Annotated in this window: 17 protein-coding genes and 2 tRNA genes; 7 read left to right on the forward strand and 12 right to left on the reverse strand. The window is 36.9% G+C overall.

Features of this window, described 5'->3' with window-relative positions:
• Positions 1-135: 135 nt before the first annotated feature.
• Together Q1K34_RS09675 and Q1K34_RS09680 are read left to right on the forward strand one after the other, a co-directional pair.
• Positions 136-3,375 carry a VCBS repeat-containing protein gene (locus Q1K34_RS09675; protein ID WP_300437820.1) on the forward strand — a complete coding sequence of 1,080 codons (3,240 nt, stop codon included), beginning with the start codon at positions 136-138 and terminating at the stop codon, positions 3,373-3,375.
• 170 nt (positions 3,376-3,545) lie between these two features.
• Positions 3,546-7,436 (forward strand): AsmA-like C-terminal region-containing protein, encoded by a 3,891-nt coding sequence (locus Q1K34_RS09680; protein ID WP_300437823.1) that lies wholly within the window; start codon positions 3,546-3,548, stop codon positions 7,434-7,436.
• Positions 7,437-7,498: 62 nt separating this feature from the next.
• On the opposite strand, the gene Q1K34_RS09685 is transcribed toward Q1K34_RS09680, so the two are convergent.
• From Q1K34_RS09685 to Q1K34_RS09715, 7 genes are all read right to left on the reverse strand, one after another.
• Positions 7,499-7,586 (reverse strand) — tRNA-Leu (locus Q1K34_RS09685).
• A gap of 16 nt (positions 7,587-7,602) precedes the next feature.
• Positions 7,603-7,675: transfer RNA gene (locus Q1K34_RS09690), tRNA-Gly, on the reverse strand.
• A gap of 418 nt (positions 7,676-8,093) precedes the next feature.
• Entirely contained in the window at positions 8,094-10,709 is a 2,616-nt protein-coding gene (gene mutS / locus Q1K34_RS09695; protein WP_300437826.1) for a DNA mismatch repair protein MutS, read from the reverse strand.
• Between the two features lie 102 nt (positions 10,710-10,811).
• The gene (locus Q1K34_RS09700; RefSeq protein ID WP_300437829.1) at positions 10,812-12,644 is read right to left on the reverse strand and encodes an ABC transporter ATP-binding protein; all 1,833 of its coding nucleotides are present in this window, start codon (positions 12,642-12,644) and stop codon (positions 10,812-10,814) included.
• A gap of 129 nt (positions 12,645-12,773) precedes the next feature.
• Positions 12,774-13,334, reverse strand: coding sequence for a Pycsar system effector family protein (locus Q1K34_RS09705; protein WP_300437831.1), 561 nt, complete (start codon positions 13,332-13,334; stop codon positions 12,774-12,776).
• 61 nt (positions 13,335-13,395) lie between these two features.
• The gene (locus Q1K34_RS09710) at positions 13,396-13,731 is read right to left on the reverse strand and encodes a hypothetical protein (RefSeq protein ID WP_300437833.1); all 336 of its coding nucleotides are present in this window, start codon (positions 13,729-13,731) and stop codon (positions 13,396-13,398) included.
• A gap of 94 nt (positions 13,732-13,825) precedes the next feature.
• Positions 13,826-14,260, reverse strand: a complete 435-nt coding sequence (locus Q1K34_RS09715; RefSeq protein ID WP_300437835.1) for a hypothetical protein — start codon at positions 14,258-14,260, stop codon at positions 13,826-13,828.
• A 159-nt stretch (positions 14,261-14,419) separates the two neighbouring features.
• On the opposite strand from Q1K34_RS09715, the gene Q1K34_RS09720 reads away from it, so the two are divergent.
• Positions 14,420-14,962, forward strand: coding sequence for an RNA methyltransferase (locus Q1K34_RS09720; RefSeq protein WP_300437837.1), 543 nt, complete (start codon positions 14,420-14,422; stop codon positions 14,960-14,962).
• Here Q1K34_RS09720 and folK read toward each other — a convergent pair.
• The gene (gene folK / locus Q1K34_RS09725) at positions 14,959-16,095 is read right to left on the reverse strand and encodes a 2-amino-4-hydroxy-6-hydroxymethyldihydropteridine diphosphokinase (RefSeq protein ID WP_300437839.1); all 1,137 of its coding nucleotides are present in this window, start codon (positions 16,093-16,095) and stop codon (positions 14,959-14,961) included. The two genes, Q1K34_RS09720 and folK, sit on opposite strands and share 4 nt — an antisense overlap.
• A gap of 154 nt (positions 16,096-16,249) precedes the next feature.
• Here folK and Q1K34_RS09730 point away from each other — a divergent pair, with 154 nt between their 5' ends.
• On the forward strand, positions 16,250-16,900 hold the full coding sequence (locus Q1K34_RS09730; RefSeq protein WP_300437841.1) for a queuosine precursor transporter: 651 nt from the start codon (positions 16,250-16,252) through the stop codon (positions 16,898-16,900).
• A 102-nt stretch (positions 16,901-17,002) separates the two neighbouring features.
• On the forward strand, positions 17,003-19,705 hold the full coding sequence (locus Q1K34_RS09735; protein WP_300437843.1) for an AsmA family protein: 2,703 nt from the start codon (positions 17,003-17,005) through the stop codon (positions 19,703-19,705).
• Between the two features lie 427 nt (positions 19,706-20,132).
• Here Q1K34_RS09735 and Q1K34_RS09740 read toward each other — a convergent pair whose 3' ends face one another.
• Positions 20,133-20,930: a DUF2797 domain-containing protein gene (locus Q1K34_RS09740; protein WP_300437846.1), complete on the reverse strand. Its 798-nt coding sequence runs from the start codon at positions 20,928-20,930 to the stop codon at positions 20,133-20,135.
• 113 nt (positions 20,931-21,043) lie between these two features.
• Between Q1K34_RS09740 and Q1K34_RS09745 the strand changes: the two genes are divergently transcribed.
• Positions 21,044-22,555 (forward strand): GH3 auxin-responsive promoter family protein, encoded by a 1,512-nt coding sequence (locus Q1K34_RS09745; protein WP_300437849.1) that lies wholly within the window; start codon positions 21,044-21,046, stop codon positions 22,553-22,555.
• A 16-nt stretch (positions 22,556-22,571) separates the two neighbouring features.
• The gene (locus tag Q1K34_RS09750) at positions 22,572-23,168 is read left to right on the forward strand and encodes a sugar O-acetyltransferase (protein WP_300437852.1); all 597 of its coding nucleotides are present in this window, start codon (positions 22,572-22,574) and stop codon (positions 23,166-23,168) included.
• A 173-nt stretch (positions 23,169-23,341) separates the two neighbouring features.
• Here Q1K34_RS09750 and hemL read toward each other — a convergent pair whose 3' ends face one another.
• The 3 genes from hemL to Q1K34_RS09765 are packed head-to-tail and all read right to left on the reverse strand — an operon-like array spanning position 23,342 to position 26,409.
• Entirely contained in the window at positions 23,342-24,631 is a 1,290-nt protein-coding gene (gene hemL, locus Q1K34_RS09755; RefSeq protein WP_300437854.1) for a glutamate-1-semialdehyde 2,1-aminomutase, read from the reverse strand.
• Between the two features lie 37 nt (positions 24,632-24,668).
• Entirely contained in the window at positions 24,669-25,478 is an 810-nt protein-coding gene (locus Q1K34_RS09760) for a glucosaminidase domain-containing protein (protein WP_300437856.1), read from the reverse strand.
• A gap of 1 nt (position 25,479) precedes the next feature.
• Positions 25,480-26,409, reverse strand: coding sequence for a 1-aminocyclopropane-1-carboxylate deaminase/D-cysteine desulfhydrase (locus tag Q1K34_RS09765; protein WP_300437859.1), 930 nt, complete (start codon positions 26,407-26,409; stop codon positions 25,480-25,482).
• Positions 26,410-26,760: the final 351 nt, after the last annotated feature.

The following is a 26,760-nucleotide window of genomic DNA, read 5'->3' on the forward strand; positions in this document are numbered from 1 at the left end:
TATAACGAAATCACAGGAATTATGCCGCCATCATTCGGCCACTTTAGAAAGGCATGGAAGAGTTAATTATTATCCTTAAATATTTCTTAATATTTTGATCAAATTGTTACTTTTGAGCACACTACGAAATTTAATATGAGATTATATAAGACTTTAGCCCTACTATCAATAGTTATTTTATCTGGTTGTGTAGAAAATGAAAAGAAGAATAAGGAAGAACCTAATTTCCTTTTAAAAAAAGTTTCCAGCAAAACTTCTGGGATAAACTTTATAAACCAAATAATTGAAGATCCGGATCATTCCATAATCAACTACATCTACTATTATAATGGGGGCGGTGTGGCTTCAGGAGACATCAATAACGACGGACTTATTGACTTGTATTTCGTATCTAATATGGGCGAAAATAAGCTTTATCTCAATAAAGAAAATTTAGAATTTGAAGATATTAGTGCCAAAGCCAAAATTAAAGGAAACTCAAGCTGGAATACGGGGGTAACCATGGTTGATATTAATAATGATGGTTTACTGGATATATATGTATGTTCGGTCTCTGGCCTTCTGGACTTCAAAGGGCATAACGAATTATTTATTAATAACGGCGACCTCACCTTTACAGAAAGCTCAAAGAAATATGGTCTCGATTATAAAGGGTTTTCAACTCAGGCTTACTTTTTTGACTACGACAAAGACCTGGATCTAGACCTTTATTTGGTTAACCATGCCATACATACCACTTTATCTCATAGCAAAGCATCGGTCCGTTCAGAAAGAGCTCCATTTACCGGGGATATTCTTTTTCAGAACAATGATGGCAGCTATAAGGATGTGAGTGAAAAAGCTAATATTTATGGCGGAATAAATGGCTATGGATTAAGTGCCTCCCTTGCAGATTTCAATAATGATGGTTGGGATGACATCTATGTGTCTAATGATTTTCATGAAGATGATTATTATTATTTAAACAATCAGGATGGAACTTTCACTGAGGATTTAGGTTCCGCGTTTTCTACTATCAGCAGATTCTCCATGGGTAGTGATGCAGCCGATATTAATGCAGACGGCTTTCAAGATCTGGTAACATTGGATATGCTACCTAAGGAGGAGCAGGTTATAAAGGAAAGTGAAGGTGACAATATGATGTTGAATATGAATGATAAACTGGCAAAACTTGGTTACAAAGACCAGTATGCGAGAAATATGCTGCAGTTAAACAGCGATGGTAAATATTTTAAGGAAGCTGCCATACTTAATAATATGGAAGCCACAGACTGGAGTTGGGCTCCTTTGATAGCAGATTTTAATAATGATGGCGCACAAGATCTTTTTATTTCCAATGGGATTTTAAGGCGGCCAAACGATTTGGATTTCAAAAACTATGTCTCGAATGCTTTTAAAAACCGAAATGAAAAGGATGGAATGAAGTGGCTTTATAAATCAAGGGAAGAAATGCCTCCAGGCGATGTAAGCAATGAAATTTTTAAAGGTGACAACAAAAAATTTAAAAATAAAACCGGCGAGTGGATAGAAAATAAAGCAAGTTTCTCTAATGGTGCCATTTATACAGATCTGGATAATGATGGCGACCTGGATCTGGCTATTAATAATTTAAACTCTGAAGCCTCTATCTATGAGAATACTACAGATCCAAATTTTTGGATACAGCTAAACTTTCAATTCACAGGTGATAACAAAGATGGAATTGGGACCAAAGCCCTGGTCTATTCAGGAGATCAAACACAGTTAAAACAATTATTCAGATCTCGTGGTTTTGTTTCCTCAGTAGATAAAAGATTACATTTTGGATCTAAAAGTAAAATTGACTCTATTAAAATTATCTGGCCGGATAACACTTTTCAAACGCTAAAAGATTTCAGGAATAACCAGGAAATGGCAGTTTCATATAAAGAAAATTTACCTGTTTATAATTACAATAAAAAAAATAAGGAATCGAATTTTGAAAAAAAATCGCTTGTAAGTTTTAAACATTTGGAAGACACATACAATGATTTTCATAACGAAAAACTTATTCCTTATAAAGTTTCAACATTAGGTCCTGCTGTAGCAGTAGGTGATATAGATCAAAATGGATTTGAGGATATTTTTCTAGGAAATGCATCGGGTAAACCCGCTAAAATTTTCCTGAATAATGGGAAATCCTTTCAGGAAAAAAAGTTTTCTGAAATCACTAAAGATTCTTTATTCGAGGACAATTCAGCAGAATTTTTTGATGTGGACAAGGATGGTGATCTTGACTTATATGTGGGTAGCGGAATTAATAGCGATAGGCAGAAAGAATTTGAAGAAGATAGACTTTATCTTAATGAAGGTGGCAATTTCATTAAAACTACAGGTATTATTCCTTCGAACTTGCTTATAAATTCTGACGTGGCAGCAGCAGATTTTGACAATGATGGAGATATAGATCTATTTGTAGGAAATAAAGCAGAAGCGGGAAATTTTGGTAAAGAAGTAACTTCTTATCTCCTGGAAAATTCTGGTAGTGGTAAATTCTCTATATCTGATAAATTAAATATCCAATCCCATGTCTCTGCCATAAATTGGCACGACCTAAATAATGATGGTTATCCAGAGCTTATTATCGCGACAGAATGGGACCAACCAAAAATTTACTGGAATAAGCAAGGAAAGTTTGAAACTGCAAAAATTCCAGAAAATCTTTCAGGCTTATGGCAGGATATAGAAATTTATGATATAGATAATGATGGTGATAAGGATATACTTTTAGGCAACTGGGGATTGAACACGCGTTTTAAATTTGAAAATGAGGGCGGCTTAAGAATGTATCATTCAGATTTTAATGATGACGGTACTTACGAAACCATTCTTGCCTATAAGAAGAAAGGTGATTTTTACCCTATACATTCCCGGGATGAGCTGGCATCTCAACTCAACTATATAAGCAAAGTGTTTCCATACCATGAAAATTTTGCCATGAAAACCGTGAATCAAATCTCTTCTGAAAAAGCTATACAGTCTGCCAAAATTTACGAGGTGAACCAATTGGCTTCGGGTTACCTGGAGAACAACAATGGTGCTTTTAACTCCTTTATTCCATTTCCAGATGATTTTCAATTGGCTCCGATTACCAGCTTTGAAATAATTGAATTAGAAGACGAACCGCATTTACTTGTTAGTGGTAATTTGCTACAGGTAAATACCTATCACGGTGGCTATACATCTCTTAAAGGATTTCTGGTTAAAGACCTTAATGAATACTACGCTGCATCTCGACTTGGAATTGAACCTTTTCACCAACAAATCAAGGCTACGAGGGATCTAAAGATGCAGGATGGCAAAGTTTTGATAGTAGTACCTAATAATGCTGAAGTTCAGGTATATCATCATCAGTAAAATGTTATGGAGCTGATTAGTTTTTTAAGAACATATCTGTTGAATTTCCAATGTATTTCTTAGACTTGTATTTCGTATGGCATTGCTAATAATTAGTGAAGTCTATCTCTAAAGATTCTGTGAAAACCAAAATTCCAAATAAACCTAAAAAAGCTAAGCTGCTAAAACGCATGGGGTTTATACTCCTGGGTATCCTCCTGGTTCCTGTTTTTCTATTCTTCCTGGGATGGTTTAGCAGGGATCTTTTGATTGATGAATTACAGGCCTGGTATGAACGAAATAGCAATGGTAAGCTGGAAATCGGACATGTGGATGCCACTTTCTTTTATGGCTTTCCTAATGTTGGTTTTACGATTAATGATCTCTATCAAACCAGTTTTGATACCATCCTGGATAAGAGAACTTCGGTTTTCATTGACAAAGCTTTAGTTAGTATCGCGGCTACCGATCTTTTGACGGGCGATATCCAGTTTAGAAAAATCAATATCCATAATGCCATTTTTCATTCTAAAGTCATTACAGAAAAATCACAGGCGGAGTATAGAAAATTAAAACTTGAGCTGGCAAAAGTTCCTGGATCTGGACTACAATTCCCAATCTGGCTACATCCGGAAAGGACCAATTTCGATTTACAGAATATCTCATTGGTAATTCAGGATTCTATACTCAATAAATTCTTTGATATTAAAATTCAGCAAGCCCGGGGTAAGTTAAGAGCCAATAATGATTCATATTTGGGTAATCTCGAATTCAAAGCCTTTGTAAAAGATCTAGGATTCAACACCAAAAAAGGAAGTTTTATTAATGGAGCTATCTTCCGCGGTAATCCAAGTTTTGAGATGAGCTTAGAAGATGATCAAATTATGATTCCTGAATTTGATCTGAAAATTGGAGAGGAACTATTTAAAATTTCGGCTGATTTCAGCTTTGAAAATACTTCAAGATATAATTTTAGCTTAAAGAATGATGATATAAATTTTCAATCTTTAAAGAAATTTCTCCCGGACAGCATTTCAACAAAAATCGCCAGATATCATATTAACGAACCTATAAAAACAGACCTCCAACTAAAAGGTGAATTTAAATATGGGAATATTCCATGGATAGATGGAAATTTTTCTACCCGAAATAACAGTGCGAGATTAGGGGACAGCCTGGAGATACAAAATATACAGTTTAGAGGGTTTATTAGTAATAATTTAAACAGAGGAACTCAGGAAGGACCGCGACCTCCAACGCAACCCGATATTAAAATCTTCTTTGAAGATTTTTCTGGCAATATAAAGGATATTAAAATAAAGGCTTCTGAAGCCTATTTTGAATCTTCTGAGGAAACAGCAAATTTTTTAAATGCCAGCGTGAACATCAATGGTTCTAACGAGACTTTGGCTGAGGTATTACAGAATGAGAACTTTGCATTCATAGGTGGTGATTTTAGGCTAAATGTAGAATTGAATGGTGATATTTCTTCCAATTCAGAAATTTTTAGCAAAGCTCAGGGAGATTTTATAATGCGTAATTCCCGCGTGGTACTTAAGGAGAACAATCTACAGTTACCTTTGGAAATCTTAAAGTTAAAACTGGAAAAAGGCAATTCCATACTCCAAAATTTAGTCATCAATTTACCCGATGATGAAAACCTGATCTTTAGCGGAAGTTTGAAAAATGCTTCTTCCCTTGTTTCAGAAGATTTAGCGAATCCTACTTCAACCTATCTCCTATTAGAATCTGACGAATTAAACTTAAATCGACTAATCAATACGGCTACTGAATTTTCACCCAATTCCGAAGGAAAGAAAAACAACCAAAAAACCCTAAATGAAACTTTTGAAGCCATTTATAACAAATTCAGGCCGCAATTTCAGGTAAACCTCAAAGCTTTGAAATATAATGAAATGGCTTTTAATGATGTAGCGGCCGATGTTCGACTTATAAATCAGGAAACGATTTTTTTTGATCATTTTAACTTCAATTATAAGCAAGCGATCACCAGTTTCACAGGAACAGTAAAGGTTCCAGAACCGGGAGAAGCCCGCAATGAACCCATTTTTATAGATGTGCAAACCCTTTCTTCAGGTCCAATCTCTGTTTTCCAGGAACTGTTTAATATTGAACTCATAGATATTAATGCCGGCACATATACTTTTGAAGGTGCAGTAACGGGGGATATTCAAAAATTTGAACAAATACTTAACAATGCCACTGGAGATCTTCAATTGACGAATGCTGAATTCTATTATCCAAATGCAGATTCGAATATTGATCTCGATTCACTGAAAATTTCAGTAGACAAATCCAATATTCTTATTAATCGGTTTGAAATTAAGATGGAAGACCATTATCCCTTTGGTATTTCTGCAAAAATTGATGATTTTCCGGGTTTTTTAATGGACGAACTCGAAAATACTGGTAGTATTGATCTTTCTCTGGATGCAAAATATGTGGATATGGATCAATGGATAGAAACCATTGGAAATATCGAAAATAAAGAAACTATTCCAGTGTCCAAAAAAACAAGTCTAATCAAAGTTTTCAAGGATATCAATGAGTTTAATCCTGAATTCAAACTTGCCGCAGACTCACTAAAAATTCGGGATCTTACCTCTAAAAATATAAATGCTCATGTCTTTTTTGAAAATGACTCTGTGCTGAAACTGGACGATTTAAATCTCTATTACGGAAATACAAAAACCAGAATATTTGGAAGCCTGACTGCGAATGAGCTCCAAAATACAAATCCACAGCAAAATCCTTTTAATTTTGATATTTCTGCGGAAATAAAAGGTAAAAATCGTGATCTCAATGATTTCCTCAAAACGGTGAATTTTGTCTTTCTCTCAGGTGATTTTGAATTTTTTGGAAATTATCAAGGAGAGGCAGGTGATTTGGAAATCATGAATTCCGATTTTGAAGGTTCACTAAGCCTCGGAAGGTCTAAAGTTGATATTCCAAAAGCGAATCTTCAAATTCCTTTAGACAGCCTGCATTTAAATATCACTAATAATATTGCCTATTTGGACAGATTAGATGTTAATCTTCCGGGTAAAAGTTCTCTGGATATCAATGGAACGATCGATAATTTTTCTGAATTTATCAATAATAACCAAAATTCGCATAGGTCTACCTTTACCATAGAATCTCCGTACCTGAGCACTGCAGATATTGAAAAATTTCTCAGTGAGGTGAATAAAGAAAAAGACAGCAGTGAGCTAAAAACAATGGGAATCCAAAATTTAAAGGATATTCTGGCTGCTATTCATTCTTCCTATTACCCCTCGGTAAGATTGGGAATTGATTCTCTTACTCATAAAAAACTTTCTGTTTCTAATTTCAGTTCAAATATTGGTTTTAAGGAAAATGGTGATTTTAGACTTGAAAGCACACATCTAAATTATCGCGAAAGTATTTTCGATCTTAATATTGAAGCTGAAGTAAGTAATTCTGAAAATTTACCGGTTAGAATCCAGATGGAGGCTCAAGCCGTAGATCTTGAAAAACTTATTAAGGATCTGGATTATTTTAATGATTCACAGCTTCGGGAAGCCGATAATATTGGAGGAAAATTGAATTATACCCTGGATGCAAGCGGAATTTTGGAAAAAAAAGGAAAAGTAGATTTAAATTCTTTAAACGGAACTTTGAAAATCGCCATAGACAGCCTGTCGCTCTATAATTATCAGCCCATCCTGGATAATCTCGTTTTAATGAAAGAGGAGCGCTTTAAAAAATTAAGGTTTAGGCCCATTAGGCAAACCTTTACTATTGAAAATGGTAAAATTAGGATTCCAAGAACGGAAATACAATCCACTGCACTGCATCTTTTTGTAGAAGGTGATGTTAAGCTAGATGAATATGTAAATATCTGGCTGTCCCTGCCCTGGAAAAACCTAAAAACCCGTGACGGACTTACCCTTCCTGAAAAAACGACTTTCGACGATGCAGGTGCCAAGTTTTATATTCAACTTATCCAGGATAAAAACAGCGACAAATCAAAAAAACAGAATTTAAAATCTAAGTTCAGGCTTTGGAACGGAAAGTTGGAGAAAAGTTTTGAGAATTAAATATTCAAAACTGAAATCCTCTAAACAAAAAACCCTCAAAATCAATAGATCAAGAGGGTCTTTGGTACTCGGGACGGGACTTGAACCCGTACGGCCATAATGGCCATTGGATTTTAAGTCCAACGTGTCTACCAATTCCACCACCCGAGCATTATAATATAAACTGAGCGAAAAACGGGATTCGAACCCGCGACCTCCACCTTGGCAAGGTGGCGCTCTACCAACTGAGCTATTTTCGCGATTTTTAAGAACCTCGCAATATAGGCTATGCCTTTATTGCGGAGGCAAATTTAAGACAAATCTCATAATAGCAAAGAATTTTCTATGAAAAATAATCGCTTAAAGTACCAAGTACTCAGCCTTAAGCTTTTAAGAAGTTCAAGATTTATAATTATTCAGTTAATGGCAACAGACGAACTATGAAATTTTCACTCCATAAGAGGTCCTGAAACAAGTTCAGGATGACCTTAAGCTTTTGTAGTTTGATAAAACAGCTAGATTTCTAAGTTGCTTTGCTACTTTAAAATGACTTAGGAGAATCATGGGAATACTCCAAATCTTAAGCTGTTTTTAATAAGAACTATAATCGACGGTCTACAGACTCACCAAGAGACTGCTTCACTTCGTTCGCAGTGACCTCTGTTTATTGTTGATTGCTCATTGTTTATTATTCTTCCCCAGCATCCTTTTAATCTCATTCAATTTCATCAAAGCTTCTACCGGAGTTAAGGTATCTATATCTATTCCAAGTAATTCCTGCTTCAAATCTTCCAGTAAAGGATCGTCAAGGTTAAAGAAACTCAGCTGCATTTCGTCTTCCGCAGATCTCTTCATTATTTCGCCGGAATCTTCCATGGAGTGAGATGCTTCAAGTTTTGCCAGTATCTTATTGGCCCTATGCAAAACCATTTGGGGCATTCCGGCCATTTTCGCCACATGGATCCCAAAACTATGCTCACTACCTCCCGGTACCAGTTTCCGCAGAAAAAGCACATTGTCTTTTAATTCTTTTACGGAAACGTTGAAATTTTTGATCCTTTCAAAGGTTTCGCACATTTCATTAAGCTCATGATAATGTGTGGCGAACAGGGTTTTAGGTTTTGAAGGATGCTCATGCAAATATTCACTGATAGCCCAGGCGATGGAAATCCCGTCATAAGTACTGGTTCCACGACCAATTTCATCAAGCAATACCAGGCTTCGATCAGAAATATTGTTCAGAATACTGGCCGTTTCATTCATCTCTACCATAAAAGTCGACTCCCCCATAGAAATATTATCGCTGGCTCCTACCCTGGTAAAAATTTTATCTACTAAACCTATCTCGGCAGACTTAGCAGGAACAAAACTTCCCATTTGAGCCATTAAAACGATCAAAGCTGTTTGTCTTAAGATGGCTGACTTACCACTCATATTCGGACCGGTGATCATAATGATCTGCTGCTCTTCCCTGTCCAGATGGACGTTATTGGTTACGTAAACCTCTCCCGGTGGCAATTGTTTTTCTATTACGGGATGACGGCCTTCCTCAATATCTAAAGCAAAAGAATCCAGTATCTCGGGTCTGGAATAATTTTCTGTCTGCGCCTGCTGAGCAAAAGAACAAAGGCAGTCTAATCTTGCGATCAATTTTGCATTTTGTTGTACAGGATCTATATATTCTCCCATCCAGGAGATTAGTTTAGCGAACAATTCCTGCTCTAAATGCAGGATCTTTTCTTCGGCGCCAAGGATTTTCGATTCATATTCTTTAAGCTCTTCTGTAATATAACGTTCAGCATTCACCAGAGTTTGCTTGCGTGTCCAGTTTGCAGGCACCTTATCTTTATGGGTATTACGAACCTCAATATAATAACCGTAGACATTATTACTACCTATTTTAAGCGAAGAAATACCTGTAGCTTCCGTTTCTCTCTGGATCATGGTGTCCAGGTAATCTTTTCCTGAAAAAGCTATATTTCTAAGATCATCCAGTTCTTTGGAAAATCCGCTGGCGATCACATTTCCCTTCTGGATATTTACCGGCGCCTCTTCACTAATGCTTTCTGAAATCTTTTCGCGAAGCAGGTCACAGGAATGTAAATTATCACCGATGATCTTTAACGCTTCGTTCTTCGACTTTAATGCCAGCTCTTTTACCGGGATGATCGCATTCAACGAATGTTTTAGCTGATTTACTTCTCTTGGACTAATCCTTTGAGTGGCCACCTTTGAAATAAGTCGCTCCAAATCACTTATTTCCCGAATCTGATCCTGGATATTGGTATGAATTTCCGGGTTTCTAATCAAAAAATCTACTACCTCCAGCCTTTTATTGATCATTTCAGCATCTTTAAGAGGTAAGGCGAGCCAGCGTTTTAATAAGCGGCCACCCATAGGCGAAATGGTCTTATCTATCACGTCTAAAAGCGTAACTGCATTCGCTGCGGTAGAATGATATAATTCCAAATTTCTAATGGTAAACCGGTCCATCCACACATACTGCTCTTCTGCGATCCGGTTTATGGAGGATATATGCTGAAGCCGGTGATGTCTCGTTTCAGCTAGGTAATAAAGAACTGCTCCGGAAGCAATAATTCCTTCTTCCAGGTGATCTATTCCAAAACCTTTTAGTGACTTGGTTTGAAAATGAGTATTCAAAGTCTCTTCAGCATAATCAATTTTAAAGATCCAGTCATCCAGGTAAAAGCAATGATGATCTTTTCCGAAACTCTCGCTGAACTCTTTCTTATTTTTTTTCTGAACCAGAATTTCACTCGGCCCGAAATTCTGAAGTAATTTGTCTATATATTCCCGGTTTCCCTGTGCGCACAAGAATTCTCCCGTAGAAACATCTAAAAAAGAAACTCCCAGATTCTTTTTTCCGAAGTGAACTGCACAAAGAAAATTATTGGATTTGCTTTGAAGTATATCATCATTCATCGCAACACCGGGAGTCACCAGTTCGGTGACACCACGTTTCACAATGGTCTTGGTCATTTTAGGATCTTCCAGCTGATCACAGATGGCCACCCGCTGCCCTGCTTTTACCAGTTTTGGCAAATAGGTGTTCAAAGAATGATGTGGAAAGCCAGCAAGTTCGGTTCGTTCCCCTCCATTATTACGATTGGTAAGAACGATATTCAGGATTCTTGCAGCCTTTACTGCGTCTTCTCCAAAAGTCTCGTAAAAATCGCCTACCCTAAATAATAACATCGCATCAGGATATTTTAGCTTGATGGTGTTATACTGCTGCATTAACGGGGTAACCTTCTGTGATTTTTTTGCTGCCAACTTGCGGGAATTTTCTTGATCGCTAAAGTAAGTAATCTATTGCTTTCTGCTAAAATGCAGGAATTACTATTTTCTCACAAGTTATAAAGAACAACAGATATATTATTGGTAACCGGCCGCCTGGAGATTAAAAAGTTCCGCATACAACTTATCATTTTGCATGAGTTCTTTGTGTGTCCCAATTTCTAATACAGCTCCATCTTTTAAAACCATAATCCTATCGGCAATTCTCACGGTACTGAACCTATGCGAAATGATCACAGCGGTTTTCCCCTGGGTTAACTGGATAAATCTTTGAAAAGCTTCCGTTTCTGCCCGCGCATCTAAAGCTGAAGTAGGTTCATCCAGGACTAAAACCTCAGCATCTTTCATATAAGACCTGGCGATGGCGATCTTTTGCCACTGTCCGCCGGAAAGATCCTTTCCGTGTTTAAAACGTTTTCCCAGGGGCTGACTATATCCCAGCGGAAGATCTGAAACCACTTCCCGGGCCAGACTTTTTTCGGCGGCGCTATCAATTCGTTCCTGGTTCTCTATTTCCTGAATTTCTCCCATCGCGATATTCTCGCGAAGCGTTAATTCAAACTTCACGAAATCCTGGAAGATAACTCCAAAATATTGCCTGTAAGCCGACTGGTCATATTTTTTAATCGGAATACCATCCAGCAGGATCTCTCCCTCTGTTGGCTCGTAAAACTGAAGCAAGAGTTTGATCAGAGTAGTTTTACCGGCTCCGTTTTCTCCAACGAATGCAAGTTTCTCTCCGGCCTTCAGTTCAAAATTAATATTTCTAACTACCCAATTTTCAGATTTAGGATATTTGAAGCCAACGTTCTTAAATTCAAAGCCTTTTTCAATTTTTTGAGGTAGATCCAATTTTCCATCGGTAGCACTTTCAGCATAAGAAAGATCCAGAAATTCAAAATAATCCTGCAGGTAAAGGGCACTTTCTGTAATTGCCGTAAAGCGAGTAAAAAACCCCTGTAGTTTCGATCTCAACCGGTTGAAAGATCCGGAAAGGAATGTAAGATCACCAAGACTAAATATTCCGGCCACGGTTCGGAAAATGATAAAAATATAGGCACCATAATAAGCAGCCGTTCCAATTACGTTAAATACAGACCCCCAACCGGCACGTTGCTTCGCCAGACGCTTGCTTTGCAAGTAATACTTATCTGAAAGCCCCTTAAATCGATCTGCCAGGTAATTGGATAATCCGAATAATTTAACTTCTTTGGCCGTCACATCACTGGCGCCGGCATATCGTAAATAATCCAATTCCCGTCGTTCCTGGGTCCAGCTTCGTGCCAGCGAATAACTGGTACCGCTGAATTTAATTTCGTTAATGATCGTAGGAATAATGGAAACTACCAGCAAAATTATAAGCCATGGTTCAAAAGCAACCACTCCCGCGAGTAGGGAAATAATAACGATCACGTCTTCTCCCTGCGCTAGAATATTCGACATTAATCCTACTCTTCCCGTAGTTTGCTGCCTGGCTCTTTCTAACTTATCATAGAATTCTGAATCTTCTAACTGATCAAGATTTAATTCTGAAGTCTTTTTAATGATCTTAACTGAAGTATCTATGGAATATTGATCTCCCAGCAAAGCATCGCTAAGACTGATCCCACGACTTAAAAGATCTGAAATAATGGCAAGGCCAAATTCTGCTGCTACCAGAAGCCAAAGAAGATCAAGATCTTTTGTTTCCGCAGCAATTTGGATTACTACCTCATCAATGATCAGTTTCCCCAACCATAACATGACCACGGGAAGTATTGCATTCAAGATTCGGCCGAAGACATTTAAATAAAAAAGTACAGGATTCACCTTTTTTATCTCCTTGAAAAAACGGGGCACAAACTTCAGAGAGGCAAAACTCTCTTTAAAATTAATATTATTGGTTTCAAATGATTTTTTGGGTCGGGGCAAGCTTTCTGAATTTTAGTTTGGTATAAAATAAATGAATTCCCTCAGTCGGTTCCTACCTCTGAAAATTTCATTCAAATTTATAAATCTAATCCAAAGTAAAGTCTGTAAAAGTATGATTAAAAACACGCATTATAGGAAGGTTGCAACCACGTAAAAGATCACAATAATCAAAAGAAATATAAACTGAATGGCAAGAAATTTAAGCGCCCGCTGCACATTCCTGAACTTCAAATTGGCGATTTTGGCATTGATAAAGATTTGCTGCCCTAACTGGTCAAATAACTGGTTCTCATCCACGCTTATAGAGAAAAAGGTTTTTGAAAATTCTTTAATATCGCCGAATTTCGAGATCACATCGCCAAAAAAGAAAATATTCCTTTCGTATTTAGATTCAATCCTGGGCATAAAACAACGTATGCTATAATAAATGGAAATTACAACGCAGGAAAACCAAATTGTAAGCAGAATATAAATTGGCAGATTATTTTGAAATTGAGCAAGCACCATTCCAATATTCTGATACACAAAATTGAGCAATATTCCGTAGAAAGAGAGAATAAGACCGGCTTTTAACTCTGAAGCTTTGATAAGGCTGGACACATAGCTTATACTCCCCCAATAATGATCAATAAGATCATCTGTATGCTTATTTTTTAAATGGACTGAAGGTTTGATTTCTGAATTTTTCATAGGCAGATCCTCTTATCCTTAATTTCTGAAAAATGATACTCTAAGCCCATTCAATTCTCTTTTAATAAAGAATATTATCTAAAATCTTATCCAGCGTATTCTCCATTCTGGTATATTTTTTATCGGAAAAGAATACTTCAAACATTTCCTTTCTTAGCCTTACAAGTTCTTTATGGGAATACTCATGCAACACCAGGTTATCCTGTATTTTTTCCAGGCTCTCTTCTTCTGTATCACTGGAAAATTCACGATAAATCGTTTCAAAAGTGTCTTTATCTGTTTTGAGCTTTATTAATTCCAACTCCTCGTTGGTCACATTGGAGTCTGCATTTGCACAAAGCATTAAAATGTAGGTTTGAAGTTCAGATTTGTTCCAGTGTTTTTGTTTACTATTCATAAGGTTATTTTTTTTTTGGTTTTAAATTCTTATATCACCAGAGACCATAATAAGATGAGATTTACTTCCCAACCTTTTTTACTTTTTCTAAATTTTAATCTTTTCTAGCCAGGGCATTATCCCAGGTCTCCACATAAGACATAAATTCCTCTAATTTCGCCATCGCTTTTTCCTGTCCCCCAGCGATCTTTGCCATAGACGTCATCCACTCAACATCTTCAGGTGTCATTTTATAATTAAGTGTTTCAACACCTTCTTCCATTTTCCAAATTACCATCATATCATATTTCCCAAATGCAAAGTGATAGCTAGTGGGAGCATCTATCCCGGCATCTTCATCTGCTTTCATAAAAAAATTCTCCACGATGCTCATCGCTGGATCTTTCTTCATAGGCTTAAACTTGATATAGGCAATATTTACCCATTCCGGGTTTTCATATTTTTCAGCTTGCATTTCCTGAGCGAAGCTAAAATTTCCGGCAATTAAGAAAAGTATGACTGCCATTGTGGTGAGCTTAAAAATTTTCATAATAATTGGTTTTAATTAGTAATAAAACCATAACAAAAAATGGTTACCAGATAAGATTGGAGGAAATATGAATTCTAATTTAGTGAAAAAATTATAATGTTTTGAATTACAGATGATTATATAACGTAAAATAATACTTCAAATTTTTATTTTTGCGCTATGGAAAAGAGAAAATTGCGAAACAGCGAACTCGATAGAAAAAGTGTAGATCAATTTAAGGAAGCTAAAAAAACCCCTATTATTGTGATCCTGGACAATGTAAGAAGCCTGAATAATATTGGGTCCGTTTTTCGAACTGCCGATGCTTTTTTAATTCAAAAAATATATCTCTGCGGGATTACGGCCAAACCGCCACATAAGGATATTCAAAAAACTGCATTAGGCGCTACCGAAACAGTTGCCTGGGAATATATGGAAGACAGCCTGGAAATAGTTAACAGGCTAAAGGCAGATGGTATAAAAGTTTTCTCTATCGAGCAGGCGGAAGGCGCTGTAATGCTAAATGATTTTCAACCTGAGCCGGGAAAAACCTGCGCATTGGTGTTTGGCAATGAAGTTAAAGGCGTTCAGCAACAAGTTGTTTCTTCCAGTGATGCGGTTATTGAAATACCACAACTGGGAAGCAAGCATTCCTTGAATATTTCAGTAAGTACTGGAGTGGTGCTTTGGGATCTCTTTGCTAAAATGAAGCTTTCAAATTAATTCACTGCCTTATCAATTTCTGAAAGCAGCCACAAATAGTCTTTTCTATTAGATACAAAATCGAGCCCCGAAATATCTATGATCTGAACTTTCATATTACTCTGCGATTTAATGAAATTGAGATAACTCTTATTTATGTCCATTAAATATTCCGGCTGGATATTTTGTTCGTAATCACGGCCTCTTTTTTTAATATTTTCCAGTAAACGCTCCGTATTTTGATACAAATAAATATATAATTCTGGCTTTACCAGTTCTTTATACATCAAGTGAAAAAGTTTGTGGTACAAAGAATATTCATCGTCATGAAGCGTAATTTTTGCAAAGATCAGGGATTTAAAAACATCATAATCTGAGATCACAAAGTCCTTGAAAAGATCATACTGGGCCAGATCATCTGAAAGCTGCTGGTAACGATCTGCCAGGAAAGACATTTCCAGAGGAAAAGCATAACGTTCCTTATTTTCGTAGAATTTTGGCAGAAATGGGTTATCCTTGAATCTTTCCAGAATTAATTTCGCGTTGAAATCTTCTGAAACCATGGTAGAAAAACTGGTTTTCCCGGCACCAATATTCCCTTCCACCGCAATATAATTAAAGGCTGGAAAATGAAATTTCATTTCCGACTTCGTAAGTTTTTCAGAAGAAACCGAAATTTCAGAAGTATCTGTAGTTTCTTTTAGTATTTGACTCATCTTTTTTCCTGAAACCGGGTGTTTATCTGAACCTGCAATATCATTGAGGGGCTGTAATACAAAACTCCGGTTTGGAATTCCCGGATGCGGAATTTTTAAAGTTTCGGTCTCAATTACCTCATTTTCAAGGAGAAGTATATCCAAATCTATCGTTCTATTCTGATAATTCTCAGCATCAGTTCGCTCTCTTCCTAACTCATTTTCAATATTTAAAAGTTCGATAAGAACTTCTTCAGATTCCAGTCTCGTAGAAACAGAAATGCATGCGTTCAAAAAAGAATTCCCTTTAAATCCCCAGGCCGGAGTTTCATATATTCTCGAAACTTCCAAGATCCAACCAATATTTTCATGTATCTTTTCAAGGGCTTGCTGCATAAAACCTCGGCGGTCACCAAGGTTGCTTCCCAATGCTAGTATTACTGTTTTAGGGGATTTCAAGACGAATTAAGAAAATTTTAAGAGGTAGCGCTACATAATTTCACAGCAAATTAAGCAAAACAAAAGCACATACTCTTAATTTTGACAAAAGACTTAATAACAAAATTTGGTAAAACATTATCTGAAAGAAAAGCTTAGGGCTCAACAAATTTATATGATCTTAAGCGCTCTTTTTATAGCTTCACTGGTTGTATCTAACCTTATCTTTCAAAAGTTTTTCTACTGGGATTTTTTCGGACTTTATACTTTTGAGATTTCAGTTGGAATACTGCCGTATCCGGTGACTTTTCTAATTACAGATATTATTAGCGAGGTCTACGGAAAAAAGAAAGCTAACCAGGTAGTAACCACAGGTATTTTTGCATCGTTCTTTTCCTTATTGATCGTTTTTGTAGCAGATGGGGTTCCTGCTACCGCATGGTCTCCAATAGGCAATTCTCTATTTGAGAAAGTTTTCGGCGCAACAGCAGTCGCTGTATTTGCGTCTATGGTTGCATATTTACTGGCACAATATATAGATATACAACTATTCCATTTTTGGAAAAAACTCACCAAAGGAAGGCATTTATGGTTAAGAAATAATTTTTCGACCTTCCTTTCGCAATTTGTAGACACCTTTTCGGTCTTATTTTTGCTCTGTAGTTTTGGAAAAATAGACTGGGATTTATTTGGCGGGCTGTTAATTAGCGGGTTTCTCTTTAAAGTTTTGATTGCCGTGTTAGACACGCCGTTCTTATATATCGCGGTATATGGTTTACGAAGATTATTTCATTTAAAAAATGCGGAAGAAATAGAAATGGCATAAAAATTAGTGTTTATATATACATGTTGAAAAATGAATTATGCAGTATTAGCTTTCCGATAACGAGGAAACTAGTATTGGCCTATTCCACATAAAATCACACTCATGAAAAAGGCTTTAAAAATAGTTGGATTTATAATACTTACCGTGATCATCTTAATGATCGTGGCGCCCTTTATTTTTGAATCACAACTCAAAGATCTGGTGAAGAAAACATTAAACGATAATTTAAATGCTCAGGTAGATTTTAAGGATATCGATCTAAGCATGTTTCGTAGTTTTCCCCAGGCAACCCTGGTGATAGAAGACCTTAGCATTATTAACAACGAACCTTTCCAGGGAGATACTTTGGCTCTTGGAGAAGAAGTAACGCTGGAAATGTCCATAAAAGAGCTTTTTAAAAGCAGCGATGAGGCTAAAAAGATAGATCAATTAACCTTGAACAATGCCTATATCAATATCAAAGTAGATTCCCTTGGTAATGCCAATTATGATATTGCTATAGAAGACACTACCACTGCCACCTCCACTTCCAACGGTACTCCTTTTAGCCTTGATCTAAAACATTACGAGATCAATAATTCGCGGGTTAAATATGACGATAAATCCTCAAAAGTCAGTTTAGATGTGGAAAATCTGAATCATGAAGGAAATGGTGATTTTTCATTAGACCAGTCTGAACTCGAAACTTATTCTGAAGCATTGGTTTCTTTAGATTACGATGGCGTAAATTATCTGAATCAGAACACATTGATCCTCGATGCTGTTTTTCAGATGGATCTCGAGAATATGAAATATACTTTCCTTGAAAATGAAGCGAAAATCAATCAGTTGCCACTCACATTTGATGGATATGTCCAGGTAAATGAGGACAATACTGAAATGGATATCAGCTTTAAAACGCCTTCATCAGATTTTAAAAATTTCCTGGCGGTTATTCCTGAAATCTATGCGAAGAATATTGAAAATGTAGATACCAATGGTGATTTTGTGGTAAACGGAAGAATCTTTGGAAAAGCTGATGACACTTATATCCCGAAAATGGATATTAAAGTCACTTCAAATAATGCGTCATTTAAATATCCAGATCTACCAAAGAGTGTTCAGGATATTAATTTAGACATGGAAGTTCTGAATGATACCGGGCTTGCCGAAGAAACCTACATAAATATTAATAATGCCACTTTCAGGATTGATCAGGATCAATTTTCTGCAAATGGAAATATCAGCAATATTACCGAAAATATGCTGATAGACCTTGCCTTAAAGGGCACGGTAAATCTTGCCAATATCAGCCAGGCCTATCCTTTTGAAATGGAACAGGATCTTAACGGAATTCTTACGGCAGATATCAAGACGAGCTTTGATATGAACTCTATTGAAAAGGAGCAATATCAAAATGTAAAAAGCAGCGGAAAGGCCTCTATTAAGAATTTCAGGTATTCCTCTCCCGAAATTCCAAATGAGGTACAGATCGCTAATGCCGACCTCACATTTAATCAAGGAAATGTAAGTGTCCCTAATTTAAAACTTACTACAGGAAAATCTGATCTTACTGCCTCCGGTTCACTCCAAAATCTTATAGGATTCCTGCTAACAGATGAACAACTGAAAGGTAATTTCCAGGTTCAATCCAATATGTTTTCAGTAAATGATTTTATGGTAGCTGAAACTGAAGAGATCACTACTACCGATGGAAACGGAAATGAAAAAACAGTAGCTAAAACTACCGGGAAAGAAGCGGTTAAAGTTCCTTCTTTTCTTGATATGGAGCTGAGATTCACTGCAAATACGGTACTTTACGATAATCTGGAACTTAAAAACGCAAAAGGACTTCTTATCATAAGAGATGAAACGGCCAGATTACAGGATATTTCTACCAATATTTTCAATGGTAGTATTGGAATGAATGGAATGGTTTCCACTAAGAATCCTACTCCGGTTTTTGAAATGGATCTAAACCTGAATTCTTTGGATATTGCATCTTCCTTTAACGGATTAGAATTAATGCAAAATCTCGCTCCCCTGGCACAGGCTATTGAAGGTAAGCTTCAATCTACCCTGAACCTTAAAGGTAATTTGAATGAAGATTTAACCCCGCAATTGTCAAGCCTGGTAGGGAATGCCCTCGCTGAATTATTAACTGCAGAAATAAATCCTGAAAAAGCAGCATTATTGGCTAAACTTGATAATCAGCTTAATTTTATTGATTTCAATGATATTGACCTAAGCAAGCTTAAAACCAAACTTACATTCAATGATGGGATGGTGCAAATCGCTCCCATGAATTTCAATATTAAAGGAATAGATTTTCAGGTTTCAGGTAGTCATGGTTTCGATATGAACCTGAACTATGACCTAAAACTTGATGTTCCGGCAAAATACCTTGGTTCTGAAGTGAGTGGTACTTTAGGAAAATTAAGCGGCGAAACAATTGCAAACACAACGATAGCTCTACCTATTGGGATTACTGGTAATTTTCAGAGTCCGCAGATTAAATTAGATATGCAGCAGGCGGTGAATAATCTTACTCAAAAAGTTGTGGCTCAGCAAAAGAAAAATCTTGAAAATAAAGCTGTAGATGCCATTAATGACATTTTGCAGGGAAAGAGAGATCCTAATAGGCCTTTTACTAAAAACGACACCACTGCGGTAAATAGAGATTCTACTGCAGCTAATACACCTGTTACCAAAAGAGACTCGATAAACCAGTCGCAACAAAAACAGGTTCAGGATGCGGCAAAGAATATCCTGGGAGGAATTCTTAATAGTTCAAAAAAGAAAAAGGATACTACCAAGCAGAATTAATTGCCCTTCCACAGGCTCTCAGTGCGTAACACTGAACATGTTTCAGGGTCATACTTAAGATGCTTAAACGAGTTCAGCATGACGAAAACAAACATATTAAAAGTCACTGCGAAAAAAGGGAAGCAGTCTCAAAGTGAGATTCCTGCACTCCGTTGGGAATGACATTGGTTATAATTTTAGGTTTTCTAATGTGTCATCTCGATCAAAGGGAGAGATCTCAATAAACTTAAAATAAATGAACTGATTTCTTTTTCGTGATGCTTTGCGGAAAACGAATACTCATTATTATTTGCGCTTCAACAGGCTCAGTGCAGCCGTTCTATACATGAAATTCCTTCACTTTGCTCGAAATAACCTGGCTAACGTTACTGCGAGTGGAACGAAGCAGTCTCAAGTTGGAAGGTTATGAATGTCCTTGAAATATTTATTAAGCCAATACTTTCAATTCCACAACCAAACCTTCATTCCCACGGACATTGAAAACAGTTCCATCTTTAAAAATAAGATACTGACCTTTGATACCGGAAAGTTCTCCTTCGAAAAAAGGATTTTTTACAAGGTTCAGTGATTTTACCTTTTCGGGGAATTCCTTAACCGGGAATTTTATTTCCGTTTCTTTATTATTTGCGATATAATATTCTTTGGCTTCAGCTGGAATAAAATCTCTCAATTTTTCCCGTTCTTCTTCGAGATTCAGATCTAAAACATCATTCGTTAGCATTCTTCTCCAGTTAGTTTTATCTGAAACATGATCTTTTAAGGCAACTTCGGTAATTCCGGCAAGATAACGATTAGGAACCTCCACAATTTCAATCGCTTCATGTGCTCCCTGATCTATCCACCTGGTTGGAATCTGATTTCTTCTGGTAACCCCAACTTTTACATCGCTGGAATTTGCCAGATAAACTACATGTGGTTGTAACTGTGCCCTTTTTTCGAATTCCAGGTCGCGATCTTCCTCTCCCAAATGCGCTTTACTCTTTTCAGGACTTATCACCCAGTCTCCCGCTTGCGGAATTGCCCCAAAACAATCATAACAAAAACCCTGTCTGTAGATCTTCTTTTCCAGTTCGCAGTTAAGGCATTGATATCGAAGAAAATTGATGCTCAATTTCTTTCCCAGCATCTGGTTCATATTAATAAAATCATTTTCCCAAACCAGGTAATACTGAACCACATCAGTAATTTCTGTTCTCATTTTAGTTAATACACCTTCGTATCGCATCTAAATTTTTGTTTTAAGACTGAATGAATTTTTTGCAGGCTTCAAAGTTTCGTTTATTTTTAACGAAATAACCCGACGCCCTTTAAATATAAGCGTTAAAGATAAGAAGAATAATGCCAATTCCATTAGTCAACTCGATAGCTTCATGGTTTCTTAAAAAGAGAATTCATCAAATGGAATTGTTCATAAAATATCCACATGAGGTTCAGAATGAACTGCTTAAAGGCCTTCTTTCAAAAGCTAAAAATACTGAATTTGGCAGGCGATATTATTTTTCTGAAATCAATTCTTATGAAACATTCAGGCAGCGTGTACCTATTCAAAATTATGAGGATTATCAGGAGGTTATAGAAAGAAGCCGTCAAGGTGAATCTAATATTTTCTGGCCAACTGGCATTAGATGGTTTGCAAAATCCAGCGGTACTACCAGCGCGAAAAGTAAATTTATTCCTGTAAGTCAGGATTCACTGGAAGATTGCCATTATGCGGCCGGGAAAGATCTATTATGCATTTATCTGAATAACAATCCACAGTCACAAATGTTTACTGGAAAGAGTTTACGGCTTGGCGGAAGTAAAGAGTTATACCAGGAAAATGGCACTTCTTACGGAGATCTTTCCGCAATATTAATAGATAATATGCCTTTTTGGGCAGAATTTAGCAGTACTCCAAGCAATGAAGTTTCTTTAATGCACGACTGGGAATATAAAATGCAGGCCATTGTTGATGAAACCATAAGGGAGAAAGTTACCAGCCTGGCCGGTGTACCCAGCTGGATGCTGGTTTTATTGAATAATGTTTTGGAAACTACCGGTAAAGAAAGCCTATTTGAAGTATGGCCTCATTTAGAAGCCTATTTTCACGGCGGGGTTAGCTTTGAACCTTATGCTTCTCAATATCAAAAAATACTACCGAAAGAAGATTTCAGGTTTTATGAGATCTATAATGCTTCTGAAGGATTTTTTGCCTGTCAGGACCATAATGACACTAAAGATCTGCTTTTAATGCTTGATTATGGTATTTTCTATGAATTCATTCCGATGGACGAATACGGCACCGATGAGGAAATGGCCATCCCATTAAGTGAGGTTGAAATTGGGAAAAATTATGCGGTAGTTATCACTACCAACGCCGGACTCTGGCGATATAAGATTGGAGATACCGTAAGATTTACAGATCTTAATCCTTACAGGATCAAAGTTTCAGGAAGAACAAAACATCATATTAATGTTTTTGGTGAGGAATTGATCATTGAGAATGCGGAAGCAGCCTTAAAAAAAGTTTGCCTGGTCACCAACTGTGAAATTATAGATTATACCGTCGCACCCATTTTTATGGAAGGAAAAGAAAAGGGAGCTCACGAATGGATCGTGGAATTCAAAACTCCGCCTAGGGACTTTAAGAATTTTATTGAACAACTCGATCTTGCTTTGCAGGAAGTGAATAGCGATTATGAAGCCAAACGTTATAATAATATGACGTTGAATATGCCCAAAATCCATCAGGCGAGAAAAGATCTTTTCTACGATTGGCTAAAAAAACATAACAAAGTTGGCGGTCAACATAAAGTTCCAAGACTTTCTAATTCGCGGTGTTACCTCGAGGAATTGTTAGATATGCAATAAATTAATCTCTACTAAGATGGCTTCGGAAAAAGAAAAAATGCTTACTCAACAGCCATATTTAGCTTCAGATAAAGAACTATCACAGGAACGCCTCTTTGCTCAAAAGACCTGTTTTGAAGTCAATTCACTGTCTCCCGAATTACTGAAAGAACGAAATACTATTCTGAAAAAACTGTTAGGGTCGACAAAAGATAAACTCTATATAGAACCACCTTTCCATTGCGATTATGGCTATAATATCACACTTGGAGAAAATTTCTATTCAAATTATAACCTTATAATTCTTGATTGCGCCGAAGTCAAAATTGGTGATAATGTCATGCTTGCCCCTAACGTAAGTATTTTTACCGCTGGCCATCCCATTGATGCTGAAAAAAGAAACCAGGGATGGGAATACGCAATCCCTGTTACCATTGGAAATAATGTTTGGATTGGCGGAAATACGGTAATTAACCCGGGTATCACAATTGGGGATAATACCGTAATAGGATCAGGTAGTGTACTGACCAGGGATATTCCTGCTAATGTGATCGCTGCTGGAAATCCGTGTAAAGTGATCAGGGAGATCACTGAGGACGATAGACAGTTTTATTTCAGGAAGAGAAAATTCTAAAATAAGAGAGGCCAATATTATTATATTGCCGGTCAGGATTTGAGTTATATTAAATCTAATCATAGCTCATAAAAAAAATGTAATGATTGCCACTAATGCACTAAATCTATCTTAACATTCCTGAAAATCATTAGTGAATTAGTGGCAACTAACTGGCATAAAACCCATGAAAATTAAAAAGTCCTGGCAACCTTATCTACCGCTTCAATCGTATTATCCAAATCTTCATAGGAAAGGGCATCACTAATAAACCAGGTTTCGTAAGCACTTGGTGCGATATAAATTCCGTTTTCCAGCATTCCGTGGAAAAATTTATTGAAAAAGCCCAGATTCGCAGATTTAGCTGCGGAAGCAAAATCGTTTACCGGTTCTTTCCCAAAATGAACCGAGATCATCGATCCAATTCTATTGATCGTAAAATCAATATTATTCGCTTGTAGAACTTCTTCCATTCCTTTATGGAGGTATTCAGTCTTTTTCTCAAGGCTTTCAAAGATCTCTCTTTTACTATCCAGCTCGGTAAGCATGGCTAATCCTGCCGCCATCGCCAACGGGTTCCCACTTAATGTTCCGGCCTGATAAACTGGCCCAACCGGCGCCAGGTAATCCATAATCTCATTACGTGCCGCAAAAGCACCAACGGGCAGTCCGCCTCCGATCACTTTTCCGAAGCAAACAATATCTGCCTTTACTCCTACTCTTTCCTGAACTCCTCCGGGTGCAAGTCTAAATCCGGTCATGACCTCATCAAAAACGAGTAAAATTCCGGTTTCGTCACATATCTTTCTCAATCCTTCCAGAAAACCTTCAGCAGGTGGGATGCATCCCATATTTCCGGCAACCGGCTCCAAAATGATACAGGCGATTTCATTCTTATTAGCTTCAACCAGTTTTTTTACATTTTCGAGATCATTATAGGTAGCTAACAAAGTATCTTTTGCAGTTCCCTGGGTAACACCGGGACTATTAGGAGTTCCAAAAGTCACCGCCCCACTTCCGGCCTGGATAAGGAAAGAATCACTATGCCCGTGATAACAACCGGCGAATTTGATGATCTTTTCTTTTCCGGTAAATCCACGAGCAAGACGAACAGCGCTCATACAGGCCTCAGTCCCTGAATTCACCATTCTTATCTTATCAATATTCGGAACCATTTTTACCGCTAGTTCAGCAATCTTAGTTTCAATTTCTGTAGGCGTTCCGAAAGAAGTGCCTTTTTTGGCCTTTTCAACTACCGCATCTATAACAGGTCTATGCGCATGGCCCAAAATTAGCGGCCCCCAGGAATTGATATAATCGATTAATTTATTTCCGTCTTCATCATAAAAATAAGCACCTTCAGCTCTTTCAACAAAAATCGGCTCTCCGCCAACGGCTTTAAAGGCTCTCACCGGAGAATTCACTCCACCCGGAATTACTTTTTGCGCTTCTGCGAATAACTGACTGCTTCTTTTATAAATCATTGATTAATTATTTTTTAAGAAACCATGTAGGTTTTTTTTACTTAATACTTAATATCTGGCCAATCGAAATATTATTATTCCTTAAGCCATTCATTTTTTTGATCTCTTCAACCGAGGTATTATATTTTTTTGAAATGGAATATAGGGTATCACCTTTCTGCACCTCATGAATTTCCAATCCTTTTTCTGGTTGCGCGGTGTATCTTGGTGTGGGACGCTTCGTCACATCACCATCAAATTTATAAAGTTCATATCTCTCGATAAGATCTATTAATTTATCAGGATATCTGCGATCTGTAGCATATCCTGCCTTTCTTAAACCCTTGGCCCAGCCTTTGTAATCATCTGCATCCAATTCAAATAATTCAGCATATCTACCTCTTCCAGATAGAAATAAGGAATGATCACGGTAAGAATATCTGGCGTGCTTATATTTTCTAAAGCACTCTCCGCGACGATCATCATCATGATATACCTTTTCACCATTCCAATCGTGGCATTTGATCCCAAAATGATTATTCGCCCTTCTGGTAAGTTCCCCGTTTCCTGCTCCAGATTCAAGTATTCCCTGCGCCAGGGTAATACTGGCCGGAATCTTATATAATCGCATCTCTTCCTGGGCTATAGCCGAATAATCCCGAATATAATCTTCTACCCGGTAATGATAAGAATTGCGCGGCATTTCTTCTTTTACATCATCTACAACCTCAGCAGGCGTTTCCCGGTTTTCTTCTCCCCTATTACCCATCTCAACATCATCTTTTTTGGTTACCACCTTTTTTTTACTTCCACAGGAAGCTGCTAAAACCAGAATTAGTAAAATTGATAAAATGCGTATAATCTTCATATTAATGCACAATTTGAGGCAGGCCTTTTTTCTTTAAAAGCCGGTTCATTCCTTCAATCCCCTGTAATCCTCCGGTATGAATTACCAGAATCTTTGAATTTTCAGGAAAATGGCCTTTTTTTATGAGGTCAAAAATACCAAAAACTAATTTTCCAGTATAAACAGGATCCAAAATGATTTTATATTTTTTACTAAAATCATTTATGAATTCAATAAGTTCCTTATTCACCCTGGCATAACCTTCAAAATGATAATCTAGTATAAGTTCCCAATTTTCTCTATTTGTCATTTTAGAAATCTCATCTTTTAGGTAATCTGATTTTAAGGCTGAAAAACCTATTACTTTTTGTAGAGCTGAAGATGAATTTATAATACCAGCTAAAGTTCCACCGGTTCCTACTGAAGTACATATAAAATCAAATTGTTTATCTGAAATATTTATAATTTCCTCGCAGCCTTGTATCGCAAGATCGTTAGTTCCGCCTTCAGGCACGAGATAAAAGTTTCCAAATTTCCTCTTTAACTTTTCGATATATTCTTCTGAATCTTTTTTTCGGTATTCTTCTCGGCTTACAAATAAAAGATTCATTCCGCAGGACCTGGCATATTTAAGTGTGGGACTCCATTTTTCTACAGCACTTTCTAATTCCTCACCGCGAATAATTCCTATAGTTTTAAAATTAAATAATTTTCCCGCAGCGGCTGTTGCGGCTATATGGTTGGAATGAGCGCCACCAAAAGTTAGCAAGCTTTGAAAATTCCTTCTTTTGGCTTCAAGCAAATTATACTTTAGTTTCCTGAATTTATTGCCCGAAACTTCAGGATGCAGCAAATCTTCCCTTTTTATCCATAGCTGAATTCCTTTATTAAATTCAGCAATAACCTGATTTGGTACATTTTGAGAATTAGCGCCTTCAAAAAAATCCTGCATATTGCAAAACTACCTATAGAAATTCAGAATGAGTAATATCAAGTCGAAATAAGTTACCCCGAACTTGTTTCAGGATCTAATAGAATCTGAATCAAGTCATTGACATATTTCAGAAATTAGTAATCATAAAGTTAAATGCTTAATTTTAAAAGACTCTATTCCCCCGGCCTATCGAAAATTCATCGTGAAATTTGAAGTGTAAGCACCGTGAAATTTTAGGCTGTTTGAGCTAAACAAATTTTCTATAAAAACACATCTGAATGGCGAGTTCTTAAAATTTAGGTGCTGAACGATAAATTTAGATAGAGTTTCGTAAACCTGGATTTTGAATGCATCCGACGACCAAAGGGA

Source organism: Christiangramia sp. (assembly GCF_029937855.1).
Taxonomy (GTDB): domain Bacteria; phylum Bacteroidota; class Bacteroidia; order Flavobacteriales; family Flavobacteriaceae; genus Christiangramia.

Bases quoted from the DNA above. Each gene is read 5' to 3' on its own strand.
- Q1K34_RS09675 (WP_300437820.1), top strand. From the start codon at position 136: ATGAGATTATATAAGACTTTAGCCCTACTATCAATAGTTATTTTATCT.
- Q1K34_RS09680 (WP_300437823.1), top strand. From the start codon at position 3,546: ATGGGGTTTATACTCCTGGGTATCCTCCTGGTTCCTGTTTTTCTATTC.
- Q1K34_RS09705 (WP_300437831.1), bottom strand. From the start codon at position 13,334: ATGAAAAATTCAGAAATCAAACCTTCAGTCCATTTAAAAAATAAGCAT.
- Q1K34_RS09710 (WP_300437833.1), bottom strand. From the start codon at position 13,731: ATGAATAGTAAACAAAAACACTGGAACAAATCTGAACTTCAAACCTAC.
- Q1K34_RS09715 (WP_300437835.1), bottom strand. From the start codon at position 14,260: ATGAAAATTTTTAAGCTCACCACAATGGCAGTCATACTTTTCTTAATT.
- Q1K34_RS09720 (WP_300437837.1), top strand. From the start codon at position 14,420: ATGGAAAAGAGAAAATTGCGAAACAGCGAACTCGATAGAAAAAGTGTA.
- Q1K34_RS09730 (WP_300437841.1), top strand. From the start codon at position 16,250: ATGATCTTAAGCGCTCTTTTTATAGCTTCACTGGTTGTATCTAACCTT.
- Q1K34_RS09735 (WP_300437843.1), top strand. From the start codon at position 17,003: ATGAAAAAGGCTTTAAAAATAGTTGGATTTATAATACTTACCGTGATC.
- Q1K34_RS09740 (WP_300437846.1), bottom strand. From the start codon at position 20,930: ATGCGATACGAAGGTGTATTAACTAAAATGAGAACAGAAATTACTGAT.
- Q1K34_RS09745 (WP_300437849.1), top strand. From the start codon at position 21,044: ATGCCAATTCCATTAGTCAACTCGATAGCTTCATGGTTTCTTAAAAAG.
- Q1K34_RS09750 (WP_300437852.1), top strand. From the start codon at position 22,572: ATGGCTTCGGAAAAAGAAAAAATGCTTACTCAACAGCCATATTTAGCT.
- hemL (WP_300437854.1), bottom strand. From the start codon at position 24,631: ATGATTTATAAAAGAAGCAGTCAGTTATTCGCAGAAGCGCAAAAAGTA.
- Q1K34_RS09760 (WP_300437856.1), bottom strand. From the start codon at position 25,478: ATGAAGATTATACGCATTTTATCAATTTTACTAATTCTGGTTTTAGCA.
- Q1K34_RS09765 (WP_300437859.1), bottom strand. From the start codon at position 26,409: ATGCAGGATTTTTTTGAAGGCGCTAATTCTCAAAATGTACCAAATCAG.